A 22,648-nucleotide genomic window follows, 5' to 3' on the forward strand; every position below is an offset into this window, starting at 1 on the left:
GTCAAGAGGCTTCAGCCATGACGAACGACGCCGTTCAAAAGCAAGACCCCGCCTTAACGGCGCCGCCTTCGCCCTTTCGGGTCGCGCCGGGACGGGTCTGCTACCCGGAGGCGCTGGGCGCCGCGGCCTCGGACGCCGGACTGCGCAAGGCGGAGCGGACGCGCCTTCGCATTTTGGCGGGCGCCGCTGGCTTGCTCAACGATGCGGACCGGGCGCCGCTGACCATGCCCGCCGCGGCCGCAGCGGCGGGCGTCGCGCACGGCACCGTTTATCTTCACTTCGCCGACCGTCCTGCGCTGGAGGCCGCGACGGCGGAGGGGTTCGCGCACTTCCTGCGCGATCACTTGGCCCAGGTGCGCGACGGCGCGCCCGGCTCCGAACAGCGGGTGCGCGCCGCGACCCGCCGTTACGTGGATCTATTCGCGGCGAACGCGGGTCTGATGCGTTGCTTGACCCAGGCCGGAGAGCGGGACGGTCCGTTTCGGCGCGTCTTCCATGCGCTGAACCGGGATTGGAACGGCCGCGTCGCCCGCGCGATGCAGGCGCAGCGGGCCGCCGTCGGCGCGCCGATCGGCGCGCAGGAGGCGCTTTACGCCGCCTATGCGCTCGACGGCATGGTCGATGAGTTCCTGGCTCAGATTCACATCCGCCGGGATCCGGCGCTGGCGCGGTTGCGCGCCGACCCGGAGGCGACGACCGAGCTTCTGGCGCGCCTCTGGCGGGCGGCTGCGAAGGGGTGACGATCGACCGGCGGGCGTCGCGATATGCGGGGGCGCGCCCTCTTGTAAATTCCTGATCTCCCCGCATATCTCTCGATAGTGCGGCGGGGGAAGGCCGCATGTCGAACCGAAGTGCGGCGAACCGAGGCGGGGTCCGCTATTCTTATGGATTTCATCTTTGTGGCGGTCGGGCTGGCGTTGTTGTTCATCGCCGGCGAAGCGACTCTACGCGGGGCGATCGGTCTGGCGAAGAAGATCGGCGTCTCGCCGGCCGTCATCGGCCTGACCGTGGTCGGGTTCGGCACCAGCGCGCCGGAGCTGGTGGTCACCGTCCAGGCGGCGCTGCTGGATCAGGCCGCGCTCGCCATCGGCAACGTCGTCGGCTCCAACATCTCGAACCTTTTGCTGATTCTCGGCGTCGGCGCGGCCGTCTGGCCGTTGACCTGCGACGCGGGCGCGGCCCGCCGCGACGCCGGCATGATGATCGGGACGGCGATCCTGCTCGTCGGCCTCGGCATGACCGGCGAAATCTTGCGCTGGCAGGGCGCTGTAATGTTGGCGGCCCTCTTCGTCCTGTTGGTCTGGTCCTACTTCCACGACAAGAAGCTGACGGCGGCCAAGAACGGCGGCGCCGAGGCCGACGTCCACGCTAAGGAGGTCGAAGAGGTCGGCGAGGTGCCGAGCAACCCCTGGGCGATCGCGGCGCTGACGCTTTTCGGCATCGGCGGGCTGGTCTTCGGCGCCGACCTGCTGGTCGACGGCGCGGTCGGCATCGCGACCGATCTTGGCGTGCCGGAAAGCATCATCGGGCTGACGCTGGTGGCGCTGGGCACCTCGCTGCCGGAACTGGCCGCCACCGTCGTCGCGGCGCTGCGTCGGCACACGGATGTCGCCATCGCCAACGTCATGGGGTCGTGCGTCTTCAACGTGCTGTCGATCCTGGGCATCACCGCGATGGTGAAGCCCCTGACCATCGCGCCGGACATCCAGGCGATCGACTTGTGGGTGATGCTGGCGGCCTCGCTCCTGGTGATGATCTTCCTGCTGCGCGGTCAACGAATCGGGCGCGTGGGCGGTTGGGTGCTGCTGATCGCCTATGTCGGCTACATCGCCAGCATGGCCGGGCGCGTGGCGCCGGCGGCCCTTTAGCGCGCGGTCTCGAAAGCGTCATTGCGGGGTGCTAGTCTTCCGACTGCGCCCTCATTCCCGCCTGTCGAGCTCCCATGCCCGCGATCCGAAACGTCCTCTTCGTCACCTTCGACCAGTGGCGCGCCGACTGCCTTTCGGCCGTCGGGCATCCGCAGCTGCAGACGCCGATCCTCGACGCCTTCGCCGCCGACGCGACGCTGTTCGCCAACCACTGGGCGGTGACCTGCCCGTGCGGGCCGTCGCGCGCCTCGCTCTTCACCGGAACCTACCTGCATCGCCACCGCAGTCTGCGCAACGGGACGCCGTTGGACGACCGCTTCACCAATCTGGCGCTGGAGGCGCGGCGCCTCGGCTATGATCCGGCGCTGTTCGGCTACACCGACATCTCGCCTGACCCGCGCGGCAAGGACCCGGGCGATCCGATCTTCGACAGTTACGAGGGCGTGCTGCCGGGTATGACGCGGGTCTGCCGGCTGGACGACGATTTCGGCGCCTGGTTCGCGGCGCTGAAGGCGAGGGGCTACGCCCCGCCGGCGCGCCCCTGGGACATTTTCCGCCCGACGTCCGAGGCGCTCGCCGAGGTTGAGGCGGCGGGCCGCGCCTATTGCGCCGCGCCGGCGCGCTTTCGCGCCGAGGACAGCCCCGCCGCCTTCCTCACCGACGAACTGCTGCGCTATCTGAGGGCGCAGGCCGATCGCCGCTGGTTCGCGCACATCAGCTACATCAGCCCGCACCCGCCCTTCATCGCGCCCGCGCCCTATCACGAGCGCTACGACCCGCGCGACGCCCCGCCCCCCGTGCGCGCCAAGGCGCCCGAAGCCGAGGCGGCGGCGCACCCCTTCCTGCGCTACAAGATCGACGGGCGCGCCGGCGGGACCAACGCCGGCGTGGGCGCCTTCGTCGGCCGTCAGGTTCCCCCGTCGGAGATGGCCGATGCGGAGCTCGCCCAGCTGCGCGCGACCTATTACGGCATGATCAACGAGGTGGAGGCCTGCCTCGGGCGCATCCTCGACCATTTGCGCGCGACCGGGGCCTATGACGAGACGCTGATCGTGCTCACCTCCGACCATGGGGAGCAGCTGGGCGACCATTGGATGCTCTCCAAGACCGGCTTCTTCGACGAGAGCTATCGCGTGCCGCTGATCGTCCGCGACCCGCGGGACGCGGCGGCGGCGGGCCGCGGCCGACGGGTCGAGGCCTTCACGGAATCGGTCGACGTCGCGCCCACCGTGCTGCACGCGCTGGGCGCGCCGATCCCGCGCCAGATGCAGGGTCTGCCGCTTTCCAGATGGCTGTGGGGGCAGACGCCCGCGCGCTGGCGCGACGCCGCCCATGTCGAATATGACTTCGGCGATCCGATCGGCCGCGCGGCGGAGGACGCCTTCGGCCTGACGAGCGACCAATGCGGCCTCGCCTTTATCACTGACGGGCGTTTCAAATACGTCCACTTCGAAGCGCTCCGGCCGCTGCTCTACGATCTCGAGGCCGATCCGCAGCAGCGCCGAAACGTCGCCGACGATCCCGCCTACGCCCCTGCGCTCGCCGAGATGCGCGGGCGCTTGCTCACCTGGCGCATGGCGCAGGACGAGAAGACGCTCACCCACTATCACATCGACGGCGGTCCGAAGGAGACCGCGGACCAGCGCTTCGAGGGCCTGCTGTGAGCGGACCGCCGCGCTTTCACCCTCGCCGCTTCCGTCCAAGGGCCGACGTCCCCCGCCTGATCGCCCACCGCGGCCTCAGCGCCGAAGCGCCCGAGAACACCCTTCCCGCCTTCGAGGCCGCGGCCGCCGCCGGCTTCACGTGGGTCGAGTTCGACGTGATGCTGTCGGCCGACGGCGTCGCCATGGTGATCCACGACGAAAGCCTTAAGCGCACCACCGGCGCCAAGGGCCGCGTGTCGGAGACGGCGGCCGCCGACCTCCAGCGCCTCGACGCGGGGTCCTGGTTCGGCTCTCAGTTCGTCGGCGCGCGCATCCCGACCTTGGCGGAGACGCTGGCCGCGCTCACCCGCCTCGGCCTCGGCGCCAATGTCGAGATCAAGCCGGCAAAGGGGCATGAGGAGGAGACCGGAGAAACGGTCGCCGCCCAACTCGCCGCCGACTGGCCAAAAAGCCTGCCCCCGCCGGTCGTCTCCAGCTTCTCCGAAGCCGCGCTGCGCGCGGCGCATTCGACGCACCCCGCCCACGACTACGCCCCGCTGTTCGAGCGCATCCCCGACGATTGGGCCGCCCGGATGCAGGCCGTCGGCGCGACCGCCCTCCACTGCAACGCCAAACGGCTCACGAAACGCCGCGCCGAAGAGGTGACGCAAAGCGGGGCGGCGGTGCGGTGTTATACGGTGAATGAGGCCGCCCAGAGCGCCACGCTATATTCACAGGGCGTCTCGACGCTCTTCTGCGACCGCCGCCCCGACTAGCCAAGCGTCCTCCGCGCTCCCCCAGCGTGCATTTGAGACCTTGGCGCCTCAGCATTGCGGCTTTAGGTGGTCAGATGTCTCGCATAACTCAAAATTATGCGAACCAGAATCCTGGCGAACGCGCTGTCTTTGAGTCGCGCGCCTCTCGGTCTGGCGTTTCTTCATTTCTATGAACCGACAACCGAAGCCGCTCCGATCGCCGCCGCCATTTTCCTGTTAGCTTTCGCGACCGACATTGCGGACGGGCGTATCGCACGGCTCGGGGATACGTTAGGCGTCTTCGGCAGGTTATGGGACAGCCTTGGGGACAAAGCTTTCTACATCGCGGTAATTCTGGCGCTGCTGGAACACGGCTTAATGTTCAGCGCGGTCGCATGGGGGTTACTCTATCGCGAAGTAGTGCTTTATATTACCCGCCTCATTTATATAAAGAAAATCAAATCGGTTGAAGAAACAAGATTCTTCACAAATTGGCACGGGTACTTCTTATATATAATCATAATTTCTTCCCTCTCACAGCCCTACGCGAGCGATATCGTGCAGGAGCGCTTTTTGCTGAACACGGTGCACGTGGCATCTTTTGGCGCGCTGATCTTTGGGTGGCTTAGTATTTATGCGTATTTGAGGCTGCCGGACGACTAGGTTGCGATCCGCAGCAAGAAGGCGGCGCCGATGGAGCCCACCCGGAGCGCTTGTCCGTAGAGCTCGACTTGGCGTTTCCGGCACCCGTGCTCGGCGTAGGCGCGCATGAAATAGAGGGTCGCCGTTTCTGACAGACCTCCGCGGGCTACAGCACGGGAGAGCCTCTGGAGGCGCCGGTCCCGCATCATGTTGATGCGATCGATTGTGAACCCTGAACTGAAGATCTGCTCCAACAGGAGCATGAGCGACGCCGCCCCAATGACCACGTAATGATGAGCGCTCGCATCGAAAGTGACCACGTGAGCTGCAATCTGGAAGAAGACCACGCTCAGTCCGATCGAATAGAAGACCTTCGCCCGGACAATCGGAAAAAAGCCCCCGAAGTCGTCAGGATGCGTCTCGTCGTAAAAGGCTCCGCCGCGTGGGCCTTGATCAGCAATTCGATAGAACATGTAGAAAGTGACGGCGCAGAAGAAGGCCGCCACAGGCAGGACCACAGCCCATGATATGAACCCATTGAGCCGGTTGGCGGCGAACCCGAGAGGGTTGGCGCTCTCGTCGAAGAATCCGTCGCCCGCCCAGACCGTCTTCGGATCGCCGAGCAGATGAACTCCAATGTTGTAGAGGCCGAATAGGAAGCCTACCAGGCAAGCGAAGTAGAGCACGAAGCGCAGCCGGGTCTGTAAAGTGAGGTGTGCCCTCAACTCCTCACGCAACCTGCGTCGCCGCACCTGGAAGCCGCTCGACCTACCATTTAATTGAAGAACGACCTGGGCGAAGCACAGACGCGCGAGCATCAGGATCAGAACGTCCCCAAAAAGACTGCTGAAGACCCCGTAGTTTTGAAGCAGGCCTACCCCCTCAGGGATGAAGAGCGTGTTCTCATAAGTCGCGGCGGCGAACAGAAGCCCGGCCTCCATTGCCGCGACAAGCAAGCCGAGGATCGCCAAATGAAGCGGGCTGGCGTCGACAATCATCAGAATAAATCGCGCGCAGAACTTCCGCATAATTTTGAGTTATCGTTTCTGTTTCATCATGCGACACAACTAATGCAATATAAAATTTATGAAATCAACCCTATGAATGCATAAGAGCGGCGGGAGGCGCATGAAAAAGCCGCGCTCCGGGGAGCGCGGCTTTCTCGTGGCCTTGGGTTGTCGCCGAGGCGTCAGTCGTTCGTCGGGAAGGCCAGTTGGTAGCCGTCCTTGATGCCGGACGGCCAGCGGGAGCTGATCGTCTTCATCTTGGTGAAGAAGCGGATCGATTCCGGGCCGTGCATCTGGGTGTCGCCGAATTTCGAGCGCTTCGCGCCGCCGAAATTGTGGAAGGCCATCGGCACCGGGATCGGCACGTTGACGCCGATCATGCCGACGTCGACGCGATCCGTGAAGTTGCGCGCCGCGTCGCCGTCGCGCGTGAAGATCGCGACGCCGTTGCCGTATTCGTGGGCGTTGATCATGTCGACCGCCTCGTCATAGCTCGACGGCGCCATGACGGAGAGGACGGGGCCGAAGATCTCGGTCTTGTAGATCTCCATGTCGGTCTTGACCTGATCGAACAGCGTCCCGCCGACGAAATAGCCGTTCTCATAGCCCTGCAGCGTGGCGCCGCGGCCGTCGACCTTGAGGTCGGCGCCCTCGTCCACGCCGCGCTGGATCAGGCTCTCCACGCGCTCCTTCGCCTGGCGAGTGATCAGCGGGTTGATGTCGGCGCTCTCGTCGTTCCACGGGCCGAGCGTCAGGCCCTGGACCTTCGGCGTCAGCTTTTCGACCAGACGCTTGCTCGTCTCCTCGCCGACCGGCACCGCGACCGAGATCGCCATGCAGCGCTCCCCGGCGGAGCCGTAGCCGGCCCCGACCAGCGCGTCGACCGCCTGGTCCATGTCGGCGTCCGGCATGATGACCATGTGGTTCTTGGCGCCGCAGAAGGCCTGCACGCGCTTATTGTGGCGGCAGCCCTCATTGTAGATGTACTCGCCTACATGGGTCGAGCCGACGAAGCTGATCGCCGGCACGTCCGGGTGATGCAGCAGGGCGTCGACCGCCTCCTTGTCGCCGTGGATCGTGTTCCAGACGCCTTCGGGCAGACCGGCCTCCAGCCACATCTCGGCCAGCATGTTGGGGGCCGACGGGCAGCGCTCGCTCGGCTTGTTGAGGTAGGCGTTGCCGCAGGCGATCGCCATCGCGCCCATCCACAGCGGGATCATGACCGGGAAGTTGAAGGGCGTGATCCCGCCCACGACGCCCAGCGGCTCGCGGATCGAATAGAGGTCGATGCCGCCGCCGATGTTGCTGTTGAACTCGCCCTTGATCAGGTGCGGAATGCCGGCCGCGAACTCGATCACGTCGAGGCCGCGCTGGATCTCGCCCAGCGCGTCGGGCTTGGTCTTGCCGTGTTCCTTGCACAGCGCCTCGGCCAGTTCGTCGCGCCGGGCCACCATCAGTTCGCGCATCTTGAAGATCACGGCGGCGCGCTTGGGCACGGCCGTCGCGCCCCACTTCTCGGACGCGGCCTTGGCGGTCGCAACCGCCCGATCGATCTCTTCGGTCGAGGCGTAGGGCAGCTTGGCGCTGACTTCGCCCGTCGCCGGGTTGAAGACGTCGCCGAAGCGGCCGCTGTCGCCCGCGACCGGGCGGCCGCCGATGAAGTGCTTGAGAGTCTCGGTCATGGAAACAGGCGCTCCTTCGCACGCGTTATTTTTGGAACAGGATGTCGTCAGGCGCCGCTGTTTTAGGCCGCCCGACCCGCCGCCTCAAGCCGCCTTGCGGGCGGCGTTCTCGCGCAGCGTGCGCAGCCTGCTCTCGAAATCTTCCCGGTTGTGATAGGCGCCGCACAGGCGGCGCCGTCCGGCGTAGGCGAGCCGCCCGTGCAGCGCGCGCCAGTTGTCGAACAGCAGCACTCGGCCCGGCCGCAGGCCGAAGACCAGCTGCCGGCCGCGCTCGTTCGCCTTGCGATGGAACAGGCCGTAGGCGTGGTAGAAGGCCTTCTGCTCCTCGGGCGGCAGCAGAAAGGGCGCGCGGTCGTGATGGTTGAAGCTGACTTGCAACAGCCGCCCCGCGGAATCCAGGCGCAGTACCGGCCGGCGCGCCTCCAGATGCACGCCCTCTTCGAGATAGCGGGCGGGGACCTCGACCGTGCTCAGCGTGCGGAAGGCCTCCGGGTCCTCGCGTCGGATCTCCTCGGCGATGGCGAATCCGTCGACCAGCACGCTCTCGCCGCCCTCGCCGTCGAACTCGACGACGTGGAACATCTGCAGGCCGGGCGCGTCGTGCGAATAGGTCGAATCCGTATGCGGGGTGATCGCCAGCGTGGTGTAGGCGGTGTCGGCGTGCTCCATGTTCGCGCTGGCGTCCCAAAAGTCGCCGAAGATGGTTTGACGCAGATAGGCCACGCGCTCGGCCAGGTCGCGCGTCGCCTCCGGCGTGGCCGGGGCGTCGTCGACCAGGCAGAAGCCGTACCGCTCGACCCCTTCCAGCCATTCCTGGAGGCCCTGATCGCCGGCCATCACGGCCTGATAGGGCACGCTCGGCAGGTCGCTCTCCGGGGCCAGCGGCTCGGCCCACAGCGTGCGCGCGGGCGGGCGCTCGGCCCCCTCGGCCATCCGGTTCAGGAAGGCGGCCGACAGGCGGCTCACGTGATCTTCGGCGCGCCAACGGACCGACAGCGTCCGGCCGCCGTCGATCGGTTCGGCCTGGGTCGCGCGCACCGGCTCCTCGAAGTCGAAGACGTCGACGAGGCGCTGCAGCGTCTCGGGATGCAGGCACTCCGGCGTCTCGCAATGATCGCGCAGCCACACGGCCGGGAACCGGCTCTCGCCGCCGCTCGCCCAACGCACCGTCACATCGCGCCCGTCCGCACCGACCGACGCCGAGGCGATCGTCTCCGCCATCTCTACGCTCTCCCGCACTGTGATGATCTATTTGTCCGCAAAGGCGAGGCGAGCATCCCAAAGCGCGGGCGTCCGCGCAAGCCGACGCCGACCCGCCCAGCCTTGACCCGCGGGCGAGGCCTGTCGAATTCGCTTGCATCGGGCGCGATAAAGGCGCATCCAGGCTTCGCTATCGATCTCAGATAAAGAACTGTCCGTCTCCTAAGGCTGCCGGTCCTTCTTGATTTGACCGACGAGCCAACGCCGCGGCATTCCGCGCGCGGCGCATAAATAGGAGACACGGATCATGGCCACCGGCACCGTGAAATGGTTTAACGCGACCAAAGGCTTCGGCTTCATCGAGCCGCAGGACGGCTCCAAGGACGTCTTCCTTCACATCAGCGCCATCGAGCGCGCCGGGCTTTCCGCCCCGGCCGAAGGGCAGAAGGTCCAGTTCGACGTCGAGCCCGGCCGCGACGGCCGCACCTCGGCCGAGAACGTCAGCTTCCTCTAAGCTGATCGGCTGATCGGACCCGCTTCGGCGGGTCCCGACACGACGAACCCCGCGCCTTCCCGGCGCGGGGTTTTCGCGTCCGCGTCAGTCCGTGACGATCGGCGCGTCCGGGTGGAAGGCGTGGAAGGCGAAGGCGAAGTCGACGAAATAAGGGACGTCGCGCCCGTCCTCGGTCGCGACCACGTTGCCGACGTCGCGGCCCTTCGCGATCTCCGCCGTATCGAGGGCCGAGTTCTGGCCCGGCGTCCAGGTCAGGATGACGCCCTCCGGCGTCTCGATCCGCCCGCGCGCGCGCAACAGATCCAGCGACCAGGCGCGGCTCTTGTCCTGCAGCGAGACGACGCGCGCCAGCGGCTCGAGTCCCGGCGGCGTCTCCCCGTGATAGAGGAACGGCCGCGCGAGGCTGTCATAGCCCTTGTAGGGGTTGTGACCGTAGCGCCGAAAGTCGGCGTCGTTTGGAACCAGGATCTTTGCGTCGGCCGGCGCGCGCGCCCGAAAGGCGGCGAGGCTCTCCAGGCGCGAGGGCAGGATCTCGAGCTCGGCCCCGGTCATCTCGCCCACGATCGCCTCGCCCAGGAACTGCTGCCACCAGCTCTCGGTCTGGCGGTCGTACATCACCAGATCCGAATGGCGCAGTTTGCCGGTCGTGCCGAAATCCAGGACCGTCCCGTCCGGCAGCCGCCGGTCGAAGACGATCGCCGCGTTGCATAGCGGACAGAAGGTGACGGCGATCGGCGCGCCGCCGACGCGGTCGTTGACGATCTCATGCCACATCAGGACGCGCAGCGGATAGGCGCGCCAATCGCCGTCGATCGCGACGCCGATCACCGGCTCCGTCGCGGCCAGATCGTCGATCTCGCCCGCCGCTTCGAAGCGCGGTTGGTCGATCGGCGGGATGCCGTCCTTCGGCGGCCCGCCGGAGCGAATCTCCGTGAAGGGGACGCTGTGTCGGGTGAAATCGGTGTGCGGCCAAGCGTGCTTCCACGCCTCGGGCGAGGCGGCGGCGGGGCCCGTCGACAGGGCGACGAGAAGGACGGCGGCGAGGAGCGGGCGCATCATCATGACGCCGTACAGGATGGCCGGCGTTGCGATCACCCGCCAATCAAAGCGTCGTGAGGCGGATCGTCCTAAAATAGCAATAAATAAAAATATCGATTTTAAAGGGCGTCATACCTAAACTCGCCGCCGGATTCGGATCGGCGTCGAAGAGGGGAGACGATGGCCCAGGTTGACGACCAGGCGCCGGCGCGCGCGGGGCGCGGAACCGCCGTCGAACGGGCGGAGGCGGCGCGTCGTCTCGGCATCGACTATGCGGCCTTCCAGGCGACGGAGCGTCTGCTGGCCTTCGGCCTGACGCAGGGCGAGGCGATTCCGGAACGCCTGATCGCCGACTTGGCGCTCGTACGCGCCCGGATCGAGTTCGTGGCGGCCGGCGGCGCCGCGGCCGAGGCGGAAGACGCGACCGCCATCGAAAAGGACTATGCGGAGCTAACGTCGGTCATGACGCAGACACCGTTGGAAGAGGCGGCGGGCTTGGTGATGAAGTCGACGGGCGTGGAGCCCGCGCAAAAAACGCCGAGCGACGAGACGGAGGCGAAGTCATGAACGGCGTCGCCCCGCCCAACACCGCCGCCCTCTATCAGGCGGCCCAGCTTCAGCTCGGCCGGATCATGGCGCCGGTCACGGCCGAAATCCTGCGCGACAGCCTGCCTGCAGACGAGGGCGGCACGGGCGACGGCTATCGCTGGTCGAAGATGCTGTGGGCGATCACCGCGATCTTTCTGCTGTGCGTGCTCGCCGCGCAGATGTACCGCACGATGACAGGCCTTGACGGGCGGATCGCCGGCGGCGACGCGAAAACCATCTGGGACGCGCTGGTCGTCCACGTCTCGCCCTTCGTCTACGGCGGCCTGGGGGCGTGCGTCCATCTGTTGCGCACCTGTCACAAACATCTGGCGGCGCGCACCTTCTCTCGCCTGCGCAAGCAGGAGTATTTGAGCCGCATCCTGCTGGGCGTGATCGCCGGGGGCGCGGTGCTGCTGATGGCGGAGAACGTTTATGACGACGGGGCGAGGGTGAACTTGCTCTCCGCCGCGCTCGCCTTCCTGGCCGGGTTCAATGTCGATTTCCTGTATCAGGCGCTGGACCGGGTGGCGAACGCCGTGCTGCCGAAGGTGGGGCTCGATTCCGTGCAAGAGCGGCCGGCCCTCAGGGGCGGCGCGATCGATCCGCAGGCGTTGCTCGAGTTCATCGAGACCGCGAAAACGCCGGAAGCCAAGGCTGCGGCGCAGAAGTTGCTCGACGCGCTCGCGCCGCCGGACAAACCGACAAGCGCCTGACGGGGCCGGGGCGGCTTGCGGCCGCGCACAAATCTGCAAGCGCCGACGGGGCGGATCGGCTATTCCCTCCCCCATGACCACGCCCGCGCCCCGACCCCCGCACGACGCCTTCCTCGAAGCCCGCCGCGGCTTCCTGGACATCCTGCCCTTGCTGCTGGGCGCGGTTCCCTTCGCCCTGCTCTACGGCGCGCTGGCCGCGCAGAAGGGGCTGAGCGCGGTTGAGACCGGATTGATGAGCGCGCTGGTCTTCGCCGGCGGCGCGCAGTTCATCGCGGTCGACATGTGGACGACCCCGGCGCCGGTCGCCGCCATCGTCGCGGCCTGTCTGCTGGTGAACGCCCGGCACTTGCTGATGGGGGCGGCGTTGGCCCCGCATCTTATGCATCTGCCGAAGCCCGTCCGGCTGTTCTACATCGCCATCCACGCCGATGAGAGCTGGGCTGTCGGCCTGAAGCGCGCGACGCGCGGGCCTGGCCTGACGAGCGCCTATGTGCTGGGCATGATCGTCCCCTTTTACATCCAATGGCCGATCGGCGGGGTGATCGGAAATCTGTTCGGCGGGTTGGTGACGGATCCGGCGCGCTTCGGGGCGGACTTCGTGTTCACCGCGATGTTCCTGTGTCTGACGGTGGGATTGTGGCGCGGCCGGCCGTCGGCGCCGCCGGTGATCGCGGCGGCGCTCGCCGCGACGCTCGGTTATCTCGCGTTGCCGGGGGTCTGGTACGTCTTCCTGGGCGCGGCCGCGGGGACGGTCGCGGCCGCCCTCGACCCCGCCGGGCTGAAGGCGCAAGCCGAGCGGGAGGCGGCCCATGCCGGCTGATCTCTTCGCGATCGATCCTCTGAACCTCGCCGCCATCGCGGGCATGGCGCTGGTGACGTTGGCGACCCGCTTCGCGGGCTATCTGGCGGTGGGCCGTTTCGCGGTGCGCGGGCGGCTCGCCGCGGCGCTCGAGGGCGTGCCGCCGGCGGTGCTGACCAGCCTGGTCGCCCCCATGGCCTTCGCGACGGGCCCGGCCGAGACGATCGCCGCCGCGGCGACGGTGCTGGCCGCCTGGAAGCTGCCGACATTGGCGGCCGCGGTCATCGGCGTTGGCGCGGTGGTCGCCCTGCGCGCGCTGCTCGGTTAGGGCGCGCGCGGCAGCAGGGCGTTGAACTCTCGGCTCGCCCGCCGCACTCTTTAGGAAGCACGCGAGTCCGCGGCCCCTTCACTGTTTGAGAGATTCTAAGCTGATGAGCGACCAAAAAGACGCCGGCGCCGTCGCCGGCCTGACCGACATGGCCGACCAGCGCGACGGCTGGCAGTTCTGGATCGACCGGGGCGGCACCTTCACGGATCTGGTGGCCCGCGCGCCGGACGGGCGGCTTTCCACCCACAAGCTGCTGTCCGAGAATCCGGAGGCCTATGGCGACGCGGCCGTCCAGGGCGTGCGCGATCTGTTGGCGCTTGGCGCGGACGACCCGATCCCGGAAGACGATCTCGACGCGGTCAAGATGGGGACGACGGTCGCGACCAACGCCCTGTTGGAGCGGAAAGGGGATCGCACGCTCCTCGTCGTCACCAAGGGGTTCCGCGACGCCTTGCGCATCGGCTATCAGGCGCGCCCCCGGCTGTTCGACCGGCATATCAAGTTGCCGGAGTTGCTGTACGAGCGGGTCGAGGAGGTCGTCGAACGGGTGGACGCGCAGGGAGAGACGGTCGAGCCGCTCGACCTCGACGACCTGAGCCCGCGCTTGCAGGACGCCTATGACGACGGGATCCGCGCGGTCGCGATCCTGTGCATGCACGGCTACCGCTATCCGGATCACGAGAAGAAGATCGCCGAGCGCGCGCGCGAGATCGGCTTCACGCAAATCTCCGTCAGTCATGAGACCAGCCCTTTGATCAAGCTGGTCGGGCGCGGCGACACGACCGTGGTCGACGCCTACCTCTCTCCCATCCTGCGGCGCTATGTCGATCAGGTGGCGGGCGAGCTGGGCGACGTGCGTCTGCAATTCATGCAATCGAACGGGGGACTGACCGACGCGCGGCTGTTCCAAGGCAAGGACGCGATCCTTTCAGGCCCCGCGGGCGGCATCGTCGGTGCGGTCAAGACCAGCGAACAGGCCGGCTTCGACAAGCTCATCACCTTCGACATGGGGGGCACCTCGACCGACGTCGCCCATTATAACGGCGAGCTTGAGCGCGCCTTCGAGACGTTGGTCGCCGGCGTGCGCATGCGCGCGCCGATGATGCAGATCCACACGGTCGCCGCCGGCGGCGGCTCGATCTGTCAGTTCGACGGCGCGCGCTATCGCGTCGGTCCGGAAAGCGCGGGCGCCGACCCCGGCCCCGCCTGCTACCGCCGCGGCGGACCGCTGGCGGTCACGGACTGCAACGTCATGTTGGGCAAGCTGCAGCCGGACTTCTTCCCGGCGGTCTTCGGGCCGAATCAGGATCAGCCGCTGGACGTCGACGCCGTCGCCGAGAAGTTCGATGCGCTGTCGAAAGAGATCCGCGAGGCGACCGGCGACGATCGCAGCCCGGAAGAGGTGGCCGAAGGCTTCCTTAAGATCGCGGTCGAGAATATGGCGAACGCCATCAAGAAGATCTCGGTCCAGCGCGGCTACGACGTCAGCGACTACACGCTGGTCAGCTTCGGCGGCGCCGGCGGCCAGCACGCCTGCCTGGTGGCCGACGCCTTGGGCATGAAGCGGGTGCTGCTGCACCCGTTCGCGGGCGTGCTGTCGGCCTACGGCATGGGATTGGCGGACGTGCGCTCGTTGCGCGAACGCTCGATCGAGAAGGAGCTTGGCGAGGCGCTGGAGAGCGGCGAGCTCGACCGGGCGCTCGACGAGATGGCCGAGGAGTCGCATCGCGAACTGACCGACCAGGAGGTGCCGGAGGAGAAGATCGCCGTCCATCGCCGCGTCCACATCCGCTACGACGGCTCCGACACGCCGTTGGAGGTTCCCTACGGCGCCAAGGACGAGATGATCGAGGCCTTCGAGGCCGAGTATCGCGCGCGCTTCGGCTTCGTCATGGAGGGCAAGACCATGATCGCCGCCAACGCGGCCGTCGAGGCCGTCGGCAAGACCTTCGATCTGGCCGAGGACGAGACGGGCGAGGCCGGCGAGACGCCGGAGGCGACCGCGCGCCTCGACATCCACATGGCGGGCGAGCGGCGCGAGACGCCGATCTTCGAGCGCGACGCGCTGCCCGCCGGGGCCAAGGTGAAAGGCCCTGCCATCATCGCCGAGAAGACCGGCACAAACGTCGTCGAACCCGGCTGGGAGGCGGAGATGACCGCCATCGGCAATCTGGTGCTGACGCGGGTGGAAGAGCTTGCGCGCACCCACGCCATCGGCACCGAAAGCGACCCGGTGATGCTGGAGGTCTTCAACAACCTCTTCATGTCGATCGCCGAGCAGATGGGCTTCACGCTGCAGAACACCGCCTTTTCGGTGAACATCAAGGAGCGGTTGGACTTCTCGTGCGCGATCTTCGACAGCGAGGGCGGCCTGGTCGCCAACGCGCCCCACATGCCGGTGCATCTGGGCTCCATGGGCGAGAGCGTGCGCGCCGTCATCCGCAACAATGAGGGCGCGATCAAGAAGGGCGACGTCTACGTCCTGAACGCGCCCTATAACGGCGGCACGCACCTGCCCGACGTCACGGTCATCACGCCTGTTTTCGACGAGGCGGGGGAGAAGATCCTGTTCTACGTCGGCAGCCGCGGGCACCAGGCCGACATCGGCGGCATCACGCCCGGCTCGATGCCGTCGAACTCCAAGACGGTCGATGAGGAGGGCGTGCTGATCGACAATTTCAAGCTGGTCGATCAGGGGGAGTTCCGGCGCGACGCGCTCTTTGATCTGCTCTCGAGCGGCGCGTATCCGGCCCGCAATCCGGAGCAGAACCTGGCCGATCTGGAAGCCCAGATCGCCGCCAACGAGAAGGGCGTCAAGGAACTCAACAAGATGGTGGAGAGCTTCGGCCTCGACACCGTGCTCGCCTATATGGGCCACGTTCAGGACAATGCGGAGGAGAGCGTCCGCCGCGTGATCGACGTCCTCAAGCCCGGCGAATTCTCCTACGAGATGGACGACGGCGCGGTGATCAAGGTCGCCGTCTCCATCGACAAGGACAAGCGCCAGGCCAAGGTCGACTTCACCGGGACCAGCGATCAGCTGGAGAGCAACTTCAACGCGCCCAGCGCGATCTGCCGGGCGGCGGTGCTCTACGTCTTCCGCACGTTGGTGGAGGACGAGATCCCGATGAACGAAGGGTGCCTGAAACCGATCGACATCGTCATCCCCGAAGGCTCGATGCTCAATCCGGTCTATCCGGCGGCCGTCGTCGCCGGCAATGTCGAGACCAGCCAGGTCGTGACCGACGCCATCTACGGCGCGCTCGGGGTGCTGGCGGGCGCCCAGGGCACGATGAACAACACCACCTTCGGCAACGAGACCTATCAGTATTACGAGACGGTGTGCGGCGGCTCCGGCGCCGGACCCGACTTCGACGGGACGGCGGGCGTGCACACGCATATGACCAACTCCCGCCTGACCGACCCAGAGGTGCTGGAATGGCGCTTCCCCGTGCGGCTGGAGAGCTTCGAGATCCGCGAGGGCTCGGGCGGGAAAGGCAAGCACAAGGGCGGCGACGGCACGCTGCGCCGGCTGAAGTTCCTAGAGGAGATGGAGGTCGTCATCCTGGCGAACCGCCGGCGCGTGCCGCCCTTCGGCCTTGAGGGCGGCGAGGACGGCGAGGCCGGGCGCAACTGGGTGGAGCGCACCGACGGCTCGGTCGACGAGATGACCAACGCCGACCGGCGCACGGTGAAGCCGGGCGACGTCTTCGTCCTGCAGACGCCGACGGGAGGCGGCTTCGGCAAGGCGTAGGGTCGCTGATCTGGCCAATCGGGCGTCCGCGCTCTATCTTGACGCTTAGAGCGGGCCTACCGCCCGGATCGGGGGTCGCGACGCGGAGGCAGGCCTTTGTTGGAGGCGCGTCAAAAGCAATTGTACGAGTTGTGGCTCTCCCAGCGTCCCGAGGGCGGGGGCGCGCCTGCACGCTCGGCCTTCGACCCCGTCGACGCGCCCAAGGCGATGTCCACCCTGATCTTCGCCGAGGTGGAGCCTGACGACTATTTCTTCCGCGTCGTCGGCACCGATATGGTCGAAGCCTGGGGGCGCGACTACACGGGCGAGCGGCTGTCCGACATCATGACCGGCGACTACCACGCCTTCATCCGCAGCCTTTTCGACCAGTGCGTGCGCACGCAGGCCTGCGTCTTCTCGCACAGCCGGTTCCAATGGGATCGAGGCCGGACGTTGGACACGCGGCGCCTGATGCTGCCTTTCGCCCGGGATGAGGATCCCGGCGTCGTCGGCTTCGTGCTTGTCAGCCAGGTGTTCGATTATTCCCAGAGCGGTCCGGTCCAGCCGATCATCGCCGAGGTTGGCGAGGCCGTGCGCACAGAGATCGCGCGGGAGGTGTTGGGGGCGGGGTGAGGGCCGAAGGCGGATCGACCGCCGGGACGTCCGCTTCCCTCATGAAGAGCGAAGACTTCGTCGCCCCGGGCTTGTCCCGGGGGACCCGCGACGGGCGCCGTCTTTCGCGTGACGCCGTGGGTCCGGAACACGTCCTGGCCGACGCTCTTTGCAAGTGCAGGGGACGCCCCATGAAGTTCGAAGGTCCGATCCGTCCTTCGCGGCCGCACTCCCTCTTGCGGCCCGGACCCGGCGCGTCTTAGCATCCGCCTCATGAGCGTGATCGAGATCGACCAAGCGACCAAGGACGCCTTCGCGCGCGACGGGGCCGTGCTGCTGCGCGGCGTCTTCGCGTCCCATGTCGAGACCATCGCCGCCGGAATCGACCGCAACATGGCGGAGCCGGGCGAATTCGCGGCCGAGAACCTGAAGCCGGGCGAGCCGGGGCGCTTCTTCGACGACTATTGCAACTGGCGGCGCATTCCCGAATTTGTGGAGGTGATCGAGACGAGCCCGGCGGCCGAGATCGCCGCCGAAATCATGGGCTCCGAAACCGCCCAATTCTTCCACGACCACGTGCTGGTGAAGGAGCCGGGCACGGCCAAGCCCACCCCCTGGCATCAGGACATCCCCTACTACTTCGTCGACGGGCGCCGGACGGTCAGCTTCTGGATCCCGGTCGATCCGGTGGCGAGCGCGACCTGTCCGCAGTTCATCAAAGGCTCGCATCTGTGGGAGAAGATGGTCACGCCTGTGCGCTGGCTCGACGACAGCGACTTCTACCCCGATCCGGCGCTCTACCGCCCGGTCCCGGACCCGGCGACGGAGGATTTCGATCTGCTGAGCTGGGAGATGCAGCCGGGCGACGCGATCCTGTTCGATTTCCGCACCGCCCACGGCGCGCCCGGCAATCTGAGCCAGAGTCGCCGCCGCGCTTTCTCCATGCGTTGGGTCGGCGACGACGTGCGCTACGCCGAACGGCCCGGCCGCACCTCGCCGCCCTTTCCGGGCCACGGCATGATCGCCGGCCAACGGCTGCGCGAGGATTGGTTTCCGGTGCTCTGGCCGCGGGGCGCGTGATCGGTTACGGACGGGAGATCGCCCTGGCGGAAAAGCGCCGAGGCCCCTGTTCCGAGAGCCTGACGGCCGCCCCGCCTTCGCGCCGCGCCTCTCCCGTCTAGGAGGAGAAGGGGGGCGGGTTGACGCCTCCGCGTCGCTCCTCTTGTCGCGCGCCGCTTGCGCTCCTAGCATCCGACGTATGATCGATGACGCAACGCGCCGGGCCTACGATCGCGACGGGGTGGTGAAGCTCGCCGGGGCGATCCCGGACGCGACGCTGAATCTCATCTCCGACGGGATCGAGGCGGACCGCGCTTCGCCCGGCCGCTTCTTTCGCGATCAGACCCCCGACGGGTCGCCGGCGCGCTATCTCTTCAGCTACTGGATGTGGCCGGACAATCCGGCCATCGCGGAGGCGGCCCAAACGGGGGTCGTCCCGCAGCTGGTCGCCCAATTGCTGCAGGCCGAACGGCTGACGCTTCTGATGGACAACTGGTTCCTGCGCGAGGCCGGGGCCGAGAACGGCGCCCCCTGGCATCACGACGAGCCGTATTTCGATTTCGACGGCGGGCGGATGTGCGCTGTATGGATCCCGCTCGAAGCCTCAAGCGCCGATGAGGGGCTGACGTTCATCCGCGGCTCGCATCGAGACATGGGGCTGCTGCAGCCGAAGAACTTCAAGCTGGACGCGCCGTTCGTCGGCGTGGGACCGGACTATGCGCGCGCCCCCGACTTCGACGATCCGAGGTTCGACGACCGGCGCCTCGCCTGGGATACGACGCCGGGCGATTGTCTGGTCTTCGATCTGCGCACCGTGCACGGCGCGACGGCCGGGCGGCGGCCCCTGGACCGGACGATCCGCCGGCTCAGTTTGCGCTACGGCGATCAGGACGTTCGCTTCCGCCCGCGCGGCCCCTGGACTGAGGAGACGACGCAGTTCCTTATCGAGCAGGGTCAGGCGGTCGACGCGCCGCTGGACAACCCGATGACGCCGCAGGTCTGGCCGCAACGCGCCGGGGGCGCGGCGTGAACGGCCCGCGCCGACCGGCGCGACCCGATAGGGACGATGCGCATCAACCGTTTCTCGACATCGTCGCCGCCCACATGCGCGCCCGTGCAGGGCGCAGCGGGCTGGAAATCGCCGAGGCGATCGACGGCCTCACGCGCGCCCGCCCGCGCACCGGTCCGCGTATCTCCGGCGGGCGGCGCGAGCCGGCGACCGCCTTCCTGCGTCCGGTTTTGGGGCTGGGCGGGCCGGCGACGGCGGACCTTGTCGGGTCCGTCGGCGCGCTTTCCGATCGGCTGATCTGGCGACGGCCGGCGGCCTCTGAATTGGGCTGGGCGGTCGCCGGGAAGGTCGCCTGGGCGGAGATCGTGGGGCCGACGGCGCCGGTCCCGTGCGACCGGCTTCGGATCGGCCTGCATCTGCAAGGCCCGCGGACGCTCTATCCTTGGCACGTGCACCGGGCGGCCGAGCTCTATCTGACGCTGGCCGGCGCCGCATGGTGGGGGCGCGGCGGCGCGATCGAGGGAAAGCCGGAGGGGCCAGGCGCGCTTCGGCGTCATGCGTCGGAGGAGGCGCATGCGATCGAAACCCGCCCGCAGCCGCTGCTGGCGCTCTACGTCTGGCGAGGCGCGGGGTGCGCCGCGGGCGCGGAAGGCTATCGCCTTGTCGATCCGGAGGACGCGACGGGCGGCTGACCCGCCCTTTCCCCACCGGCGGGTAGGGCCTATATCCGCATCCGCGGACGAATTAGCAAAGCTGGAGGCGCCGCCATGGCCATGACGGTCGACGAACTGGTCGAGAATTTCTCCCTCTTCGACGATTGGGAGGACCGCTACGCCTACGTCATCGATCTGGGCAAGAAGCTGGAGCCGATGCCTGAGGCCGAGAAGACCGACGAGGCCAAGGTCAAGGGCTGCATGTCACAGGTCTGGCTCGCCCATGACGTGGTCGAGGAGGGCGGCGACACGCGCCTGCATTTCCGCGCCGACAGCGACGCCTTCATCGTCAAAGGGCTGATCGCCATCCTGCTTGAGCTCTACAACGACCGCCGACCCGCCGAAATCCTGGAGACTGACGCGGTCGAGACGTTGGGCAGGCTGGGCCTGTCCAATCACCTGTCCCCGAACCGCCGCAACGGCTTCGTCGCCATGGTCGACCGCATCAAGGGCGTCGCGGCCGAGACCGCCTGACGGATCGAACCCGGGGCGACGTCCGCGTCGCCCAGAGCGCGCGTCGTTTCCGACGGGGCGACGCGGCGTTCGGGACCGCCCGCCCGGCCCGTCTATTTGCGTGGGTCGGCGGGACGGCATAGCGTCGGGCTGAGGATCAGCTTCAGGGTTTCGGTCACGTGATCACCGTCTTCGTCAGTTTCGGCGCGCTTTTTCTGTCGCTCGCGATCTTGTCGCTGGGCAACGGGCTGTTGCCGACGCTGATCGCCGTGCGCGCGACGCTCGAAGGATTCACGGGCGGCGAACTGGGCGTCATCGCGGCGGCCTATTTCGCCAGTTTCGGCGTCGGCTGCCTGATCGCCGTGCCGCTGGTGCGGCGCGTCGGTCACATTCGCTCCTTCGCCGTCTTTGCTGCCGTCGTGGCGGCGACCGCCAGCGCCCATGCGCTGGTCGTCGATCCGTGGGCCTGGACGGCGCTGCGCGCGGTGACGGGGCTGTGCTTCGCCGGCCTCTACGTCGTCATCGAGAGCTGGGTCAACGAGCTCTCCACCAACGAGAACCGCGGACGCGTCCTGTCGATCTACCGCATCGTCGATCTGGCGGCGGTGACCGGCGGCCAGTTCCTGCTGCCCTTGGCGGATCCGGCGGGGTTCGAGCTGTTCTCGGCCGTCACGATTCTGATCGCGCTCAGCCTCGTGCCGGTCGGCCTGACCAAAGGGGTGCAGCCCGGCCCGGTCGCCGCCGGGCGGGTGCGCCTCGTCTATTTCTTCAAGGCCTCGCCGCTCGGCATGATGGGCTGCGTATTGGTCGGCGCGGCGTTGGGCGCCTTCTGGGGGCTCGGCGCGAAGGTGGCGTTGGACGTGGGGCTAGACAGCGTCGGGGTGGCGAGCTTCATGTCGGCGGCCGTCGTCGGCGGGGCGGTGTTGCAGTTGCCGATCGGGCGCCTGTCCGATTTCTTCGATCGCCGTCTGGTGCTTACAATCGCCGCGGGCTTGGCCGGACTCAGCGGGTTGGCGCTGGCCGCGGTGCTGACGGCGGAACTCGGGGGCTGGATGCTGTTCGCGGCGGTCGGCTTCTTCGGCGGGCTCGCCATGCCGCTCTATTCCCTGTGCGTGGCCCATATGAACGATCACTTGGCCCCAAGCGATTTCGTCGAAGCGGGGGCGGCGCTGCTGGTGGCCTATGCGATGGGGGCGGTGGTCGGCCCGCCGGCCGCGGGCGAGCTGATCCGGCTTTTCGGACCCGCGAGCCTGTTCGTCTTCACCGCCGGCGTGCACGGGCTTTTGTTGCTCTACGCGCTGTTCCGGATGACGCGACGGGCGGCGGTCCCGGCGGCCGAGCAGGGCGTCTTCGTGCCGGCTGAGCGCTCGACGCCGCAGGTCTTCGTTCTCGATCCGCGCAGCGAGGAGGATCTCGACAAATTGACGGTCGGCGACGTCGTCGGGCCTCACGCCGGCGGGGAGGGAGGCTCGGAGCCCTCGACCCCGCGGAGCTGACGGGCGAAACGCTCCTCCAGCCTGCGGCGATGGCGGGCGTGCAGCCGCTTCAAGACCGCCAGCGACCAGCGATAGCCGAGCCAGGCCGAGCCGATCGCCCAAGGCAGACATCCGAGGAATAACGGCTCGCCATACTCATGGAATATCTCCATCGTGGTCAGGTAAAGCGACTGGAGAAAGCCTGTATCGGCCGTCAGCAACGCTTCCATGTGCGCGCGAAACGCGTCGAACCCGCCGAACGGACGCTCGACGCCCATCATCAGTCGGCCGGTCACCAGGAACACGTAATAGACGACGGGGATCGTCAGGATGTTGGTGACCCAGACCCAGGCCCCCGCCACCAGCAGATTGAAGCGCCAACCCGGCCGAAGCCAGCGCATCGTCGCCCAGAACAAGCCGAGCAGCGGCAGCTGTACGCCCACCGTCGGCGTGAGGGCGAAGAACAGCCCGACCGCCACGCCCCGCGCGGCCGGGCGCGGGTCCTGGCGATTGCGATGGATCGGAACCACCAAGCGATAGCGCAGCAGCCGGTTGAGCCAACCGAGGGTCGCCTTCTTCTCGTGCGGACGGGCCATGGGAACTCTGTTCGACCGAGCGTCGCGCCGGATCGGCGACGCGCGCGATAGATACCGGATAAATCTGAACATTGAATGAAGGGCTTCCTCGCGCCACGTCAAGGAAGCGGTCGACGACGTGACCGGGCCGGCGAGGGGCGATATGATCTTGACCGGCGAAGCGCTTATTGGTTCCATATGGAACTAAATAGGCGCCGCAAGCGCCTGACATTTGGAGGACG

22 protein-coding genes are annotated in these 22,648 nt (G+C 67.5%); 17 read left to right on the top strand and 5 right to left on the bottom strand.

The genetic code is table 11. The features are described 5' to 3' along the window. Nucleotides 1-17 precede the first annotated feature (17 nt). The 5 genes from RIB45_RS08240 (at nt 18) to RIB45_RS08260 (ending at nt 4,929) form a co-directional block, all read left to right on the top strand. Nucleotides 18-740, top strand: a complete 723-nt coding sequence (locus RIB45_RS08240; RefSeq protein WP_350049767.1) for a TetR/AcrR family transcriptional regulator — start codon at nt 18-20, stop codon at nt 738-740. Nucleotides 741-884: 144 nt separating this feature from the next. After that, nucleotides 885-1,868, top strand: coding sequence for a calcium/sodium antiporter (locus RIB45_RS08245; protein WP_350049768.1), 984 nt, complete (start codon nt 885-887; stop codon nt 1,866-1,868). Nucleotides 1,869-1,942: 74 nt separating this feature from the next. Beyond that, nucleotides 1,943-3,532 (top strand): alkaline phosphatase family protein, encoded by a 1,590-nt coding sequence (locus RIB45_RS08250; RefSeq protein ID WP_350049769.1) that lies wholly within the window; start codon nt 1,943-1,945, stop codon nt 3,530-3,532. Further along, nucleotides 3,529-4,287 carry a glycerophosphodiester phosphodiesterase family protein gene (locus tag RIB45_RS08255; protein WP_350049770.1) on the top strand — a complete coding sequence of 253 codons (759 nt, stop codon included), beginning with the start codon at nt 3,529-3,531 and terminating at the stop codon, nt 4,285-4,287. Before RIB45_RS08250 ends, RIB45_RS08255 begins: the two co-directional genes overlap by 4 nt. Nucleotides 4,288-4,383: 96 nt before the next feature. After that, on the top strand, nt 4,384-4,929 hold the full coding sequence (locus RIB45_RS08260; RefSeq protein WP_350049771.1) for a CDP-alcohol phosphatidyltransferase family protein: 546 nt from the start codon (nt 4,384-4,386) through the stop codon (nt 4,927-4,929). On the opposite strand, the gene RIB45_RS08265 is transcribed toward RIB45_RS08260, so the two are convergent. The 3 genes from RIB45_RS08265 to RIB45_RS08275 form a co-directional block, all read right to left on the bottom strand. Next, nucleotides 4,926-5,936, bottom strand: coding sequence for a hypothetical protein (locus RIB45_RS08265; RefSeq protein ID WP_350049772.1), 1,011 nt, complete (start codon nt 5,934-5,936; stop codon nt 4,926-4,928). The genes RIB45_RS08260 and RIB45_RS08265 overlap by 4 nt on opposite strands. 161 nt (nt 5,937-6,097) lie before the next feature. Beyond that, nucleotides 6,098-7,597 carry a CoA-acylating methylmalonate-semialdehyde dehydrogenase gene (locus RIB45_RS08270; RefSeq protein ID WP_350049773.1) on the bottom strand — a complete coding sequence of 500 codons (1,500 nt, stop codon included), beginning with the start codon at nt 7,595-7,597 and terminating at the stop codon, nt 6,098-6,100. 84 nt (nt 7,598-7,681) lie between these two features. Continuing rightward, nucleotides 7,682-8,818, bottom strand: coding sequence for a trimethyllysine dioxygenase (locus RIB45_RS08275; protein ID WP_350049774.1), 1,137 nt, complete (start codon nt 8,816-8,818; stop codon nt 7,682-7,684). A gap of 286 nt (nt 8,819-9,104) precedes the next feature. Between RIB45_RS08275 and RIB45_RS08280 the strand changes: the two genes are divergently transcribed. Continuing rightward, complete coding sequence (locus RIB45_RS08280) at nt 9,105-9,311, top strand: cold-shock protein (protein WP_350049775.1); 207 nt, start codon at nt 9,105-9,107, stop codon at nt 9,309-9,311. An 84-nt stretch (nt 9,312-9,395) separates the two neighbouring features. Here RIB45_RS08280 and RIB45_RS08285 read toward each other — a convergent pair whose 3' ends face one another. Then, the gene (locus RIB45_RS08285) at nt 9,396-10,406 is read right to left on the bottom strand and encodes a DUF3179 domain-containing protein (RefSeq protein ID WP_350049776.1); all 1,011 of its coding nucleotides are present in this window, start codon (nt 10,404-10,406) and stop codon (nt 9,396-9,398) included. 123 nt (nt 10,407-10,529) lie between these two features. Here RIB45_RS08285 and RIB45_RS08290 point away from each other — a divergent pair, with 123 nt between their 5' ends. The 11 genes from RIB45_RS08290 to RIB45_RS08340 all read left to right on the top strand — a co-directional run bounded on the left by RIB45_RS08290 (nt 10,530) and on the right by RIB45_RS08340 (nt 21,852). Further along, nucleotides 10,530-10,916, top strand: coding sequence for a hypothetical protein (locus RIB45_RS08290; RefSeq protein WP_350049777.1), 387 nt, complete (start codon nt 10,530-10,532; stop codon nt 10,914-10,916). Continuing rightward, nucleotides 10,913-11,650 carry a hypothetical protein gene (locus RIB45_RS08295; protein WP_350049778.1) on the top strand — a complete coding sequence of 246 codons (738 nt, stop codon included), beginning with the start codon at nt 10,913-10,915 and terminating at the stop codon, nt 11,648-11,650. The genes RIB45_RS08290 and RIB45_RS08295 overlap by 4 nt, the downstream gene beginning before the upstream one ends. 73 nt (nt 11,651-11,723) lie before the next feature. After that, the gene (locus tag RIB45_RS08300) at nt 11,724-12,470 is read left to right on the top strand and encodes an AzlC family ABC transporter permease (protein WP_350049780.1); all 747 of its coding nucleotides are present in this window, start codon (nt 11,724-11,726) and stop codon (nt 12,468-12,470) included. After that, nucleotides 12,460-12,777 carry an AzlD family protein gene (locus tag RIB45_RS08305; protein WP_350049781.1) on the top strand — a complete coding sequence of 106 codons (318 nt, stop codon included), beginning with the start codon at nt 12,460-12,462 and terminating at the stop codon, nt 12,775-12,777. The genes RIB45_RS08300 and RIB45_RS08305 overlap by 11 nt, the downstream gene beginning before the upstream one ends. Nucleotides 12,778-12,925: 148 nt before the next feature. Further along, nucleotides 12,926-16,531, top strand: a complete 3,606-nt coding sequence (locus tag RIB45_RS08310; RefSeq protein ID WP_350049874.1) for a hydantoinase B/oxoprolinase family protein — start codon at nt 12,926-12,928, stop codon at nt 16,529-16,531. A 99-nt stretch (nt 16,532-16,630) separates the two neighbouring features. Further along, entirely contained in the window at nt 16,631-17,143 is a 513-nt protein-coding gene (locus RIB45_RS08315) for a PAS domain-containing protein (protein WP_350049782.1), read from the top strand. Nucleotides 17,144-17,395: 252 nt separating this feature from the next. Continuing rightward, the gene (locus RIB45_RS08320; RefSeq protein WP_350049783.1) at nt 17,396-18,202 is read left to right on the top strand and encodes a phytanoyl-CoA dioxygenase family protein; all 807 of its coding nucleotides are present in this window, start codon (nt 17,396-17,398) and stop codon (nt 18,200-18,202) included. A gap of 178 nt (nt 18,203-18,380) precedes the next feature. Beyond that, entirely contained in the window at nt 18,381-19,211 is an 831-nt protein-coding gene (locus RIB45_RS08325) for a phytanoyl-CoA dioxygenase family protein (RefSeq protein WP_350049784.1), read from the top strand. Nucleotides 19,212-19,285: 74 nt separating this feature from the next. Then, entirely contained in the window at nt 19,286-19,882 is a 597-nt protein-coding gene (locus tag RIB45_RS08330) for a dimethylsulfonioproprionate lyase family protein (RefSeq protein WP_350049785.1), read from the top strand. Nucleotides 19,883-19,957: 75 nt separating this feature from the next. After that, entirely contained in the window at nt 19,958-20,377 is a 420-nt protein-coding gene (locus tag RIB45_RS08335) for a SufE family protein (protein ID WP_350049786.1), read from the top strand. 158 nt (nt 20,378-20,535) lie between these two features. Beyond that, complete coding sequence (locus RIB45_RS08340) at nt 20,536-21,852, top strand: MFS transporter (protein WP_350049787.1); 1,317 nt, start codon at nt 20,536-20,538, stop codon at nt 21,850-21,852. On the opposite strand, the gene RIB45_RS08345 is transcribed toward RIB45_RS08340, so the two are convergent. Next, entirely contained in the window at nt 21,804-22,427 is a 624-nt protein-coding gene (locus RIB45_RS08345) for a DUF2062 domain-containing protein (RefSeq protein ID WP_350049788.1), read from the bottom strand. The two genes, RIB45_RS08340 and RIB45_RS08345, sit on opposite strands and share 49 nt — an antisense overlap. Between the last annotated feature and the right edge of the window lie 221 nt (nt 22,428-22,648).

It is taken from the genome of Marivibrio sp. (genome assembly GCF_040218065.1).
GTDB lineage: Bacteria > Pseudomonadota > Alphaproteobacteria > UBA8366 > Aestuariispiraceae > Marivibrio.

Excerpts from the sequence above, each read along its gene's own strand:
- RIB45_RS08240 (WP_350049767.1), top strand. The coding sequence starts at position 18 with ATGACGAACGACGCCGTTCAAAAGCAAGACCCCGCCTTAACGGCGCCG.
- RIB45_RS08245 (WP_350049768.1), top strand. The coding sequence starts at position 885 with ATGGATTTCATCTTTGTGGCGGTCGGGCTGGCGTTGTTGTTCATCGCC.
- RIB45_RS08250 (WP_350049769.1), top strand. The coding sequence starts at position 1,943 with ATGCCCGCGATCCGAAACGTCCTCTTCGTCACCTTCGACCAGTGGCGC.
- RIB45_RS08260 (WP_350049771.1), top strand. The coding sequence starts at position 4,384 with ATGCGAACCAGAATCCTGGCGAACGCGCTGTCTTTGAGTCGCGCGCCT.
- RIB45_RS08265 (WP_350049772.1), bottom strand. The coding sequence starts at position 5,936 with ATGCGGAAGTTCTGCGCGCGATTTATTCTGATGATTGTCGACGCCAGC.
- RIB45_RS08270 (WP_350049773.1), bottom strand. The coding sequence starts at position 7,597 with ATGACCGAGACTCTCAAGCACTTCATCGGCGGCCGCCCGGTCGCGGGC.
- RIB45_RS08275 (WP_350049774.1), bottom strand. The coding sequence starts at position 8,818 with ATGGCGGAGACGATCGCCTCGGCGTCGGTCGGTGCGGACGGGCGCGAT.
- RIB45_RS08280 (WP_350049775.1), top strand. The coding sequence starts at position 9,105 with ATGGCCACCGGCACCGTGAAATGGTTTAACGCGACCAAAGGCTTCGGC.
- RIB45_RS08290 (WP_350049777.1), top strand. The coding sequence starts at position 10,530 with ATGGCCCAGGTTGACGACCAGGCGCCGGCGCGCGCGGGGCGCGGAACC.
- RIB45_RS08295 (WP_350049778.1), top strand. The coding sequence starts at position 10,913 with ATGAACGGCGTCGCCCCGCCCAACACCGCCGCCCTCTATCAGGCGGCC.
- RIB45_RS08300 (WP_350049780.1), top strand. The coding sequence starts at position 11,724 with ATGACCACGCCCGCGCCCCGACCCCCGCACGACGCCTTCCTCGAAGCC.
- RIB45_RS08305 (WP_350049781.1), top strand. The coding sequence starts at position 12,460 with ATGCCGGCTGATCTCTTCGCGATCGATCCTCTGAACCTCGCCGCCATC.
- RIB45_RS08310 (WP_350049874.1), top strand. The coding sequence starts at position 12,926 with ATGGCCGACCAGCGCGACGGCTGGCAGTTCTGGATCGACCGGGGCGGC.
- RIB45_RS08320 (WP_350049783.1), top strand. The coding sequence starts at position 17,396 with ATGAGCGTGATCGAGATCGACCAAGCGACCAAGGACGCCTTCGCGCGC.
- RIB45_RS08325 (WP_350049784.1), top strand. The coding sequence starts at position 18,381 with ATGATCGATGACGCAACGCGCCGGGCCTACGATCGCGACGGGGTGGTG.
- RIB45_RS08330 (WP_350049785.1), top strand. The coding sequence starts at position 19,286 with ATGCGCGCCCGTGCAGGGCGCAGCGGGCTGGAAATCGCCGAGGCGATC.
- RIB45_RS08335 (WP_350049786.1), top strand. The coding sequence starts at position 19,958 with ATGGCCATGACGGTCGACGAACTGGTCGAGAATTTCTCCCTCTTCGAC.
- RIB45_RS08345 (WP_350049788.1), bottom strand. The coding sequence starts at position 22,427 with ATGGCCCGTCCGCACGAGAAGAAGGCGACCCTCGGTTGGCTCAACCGG.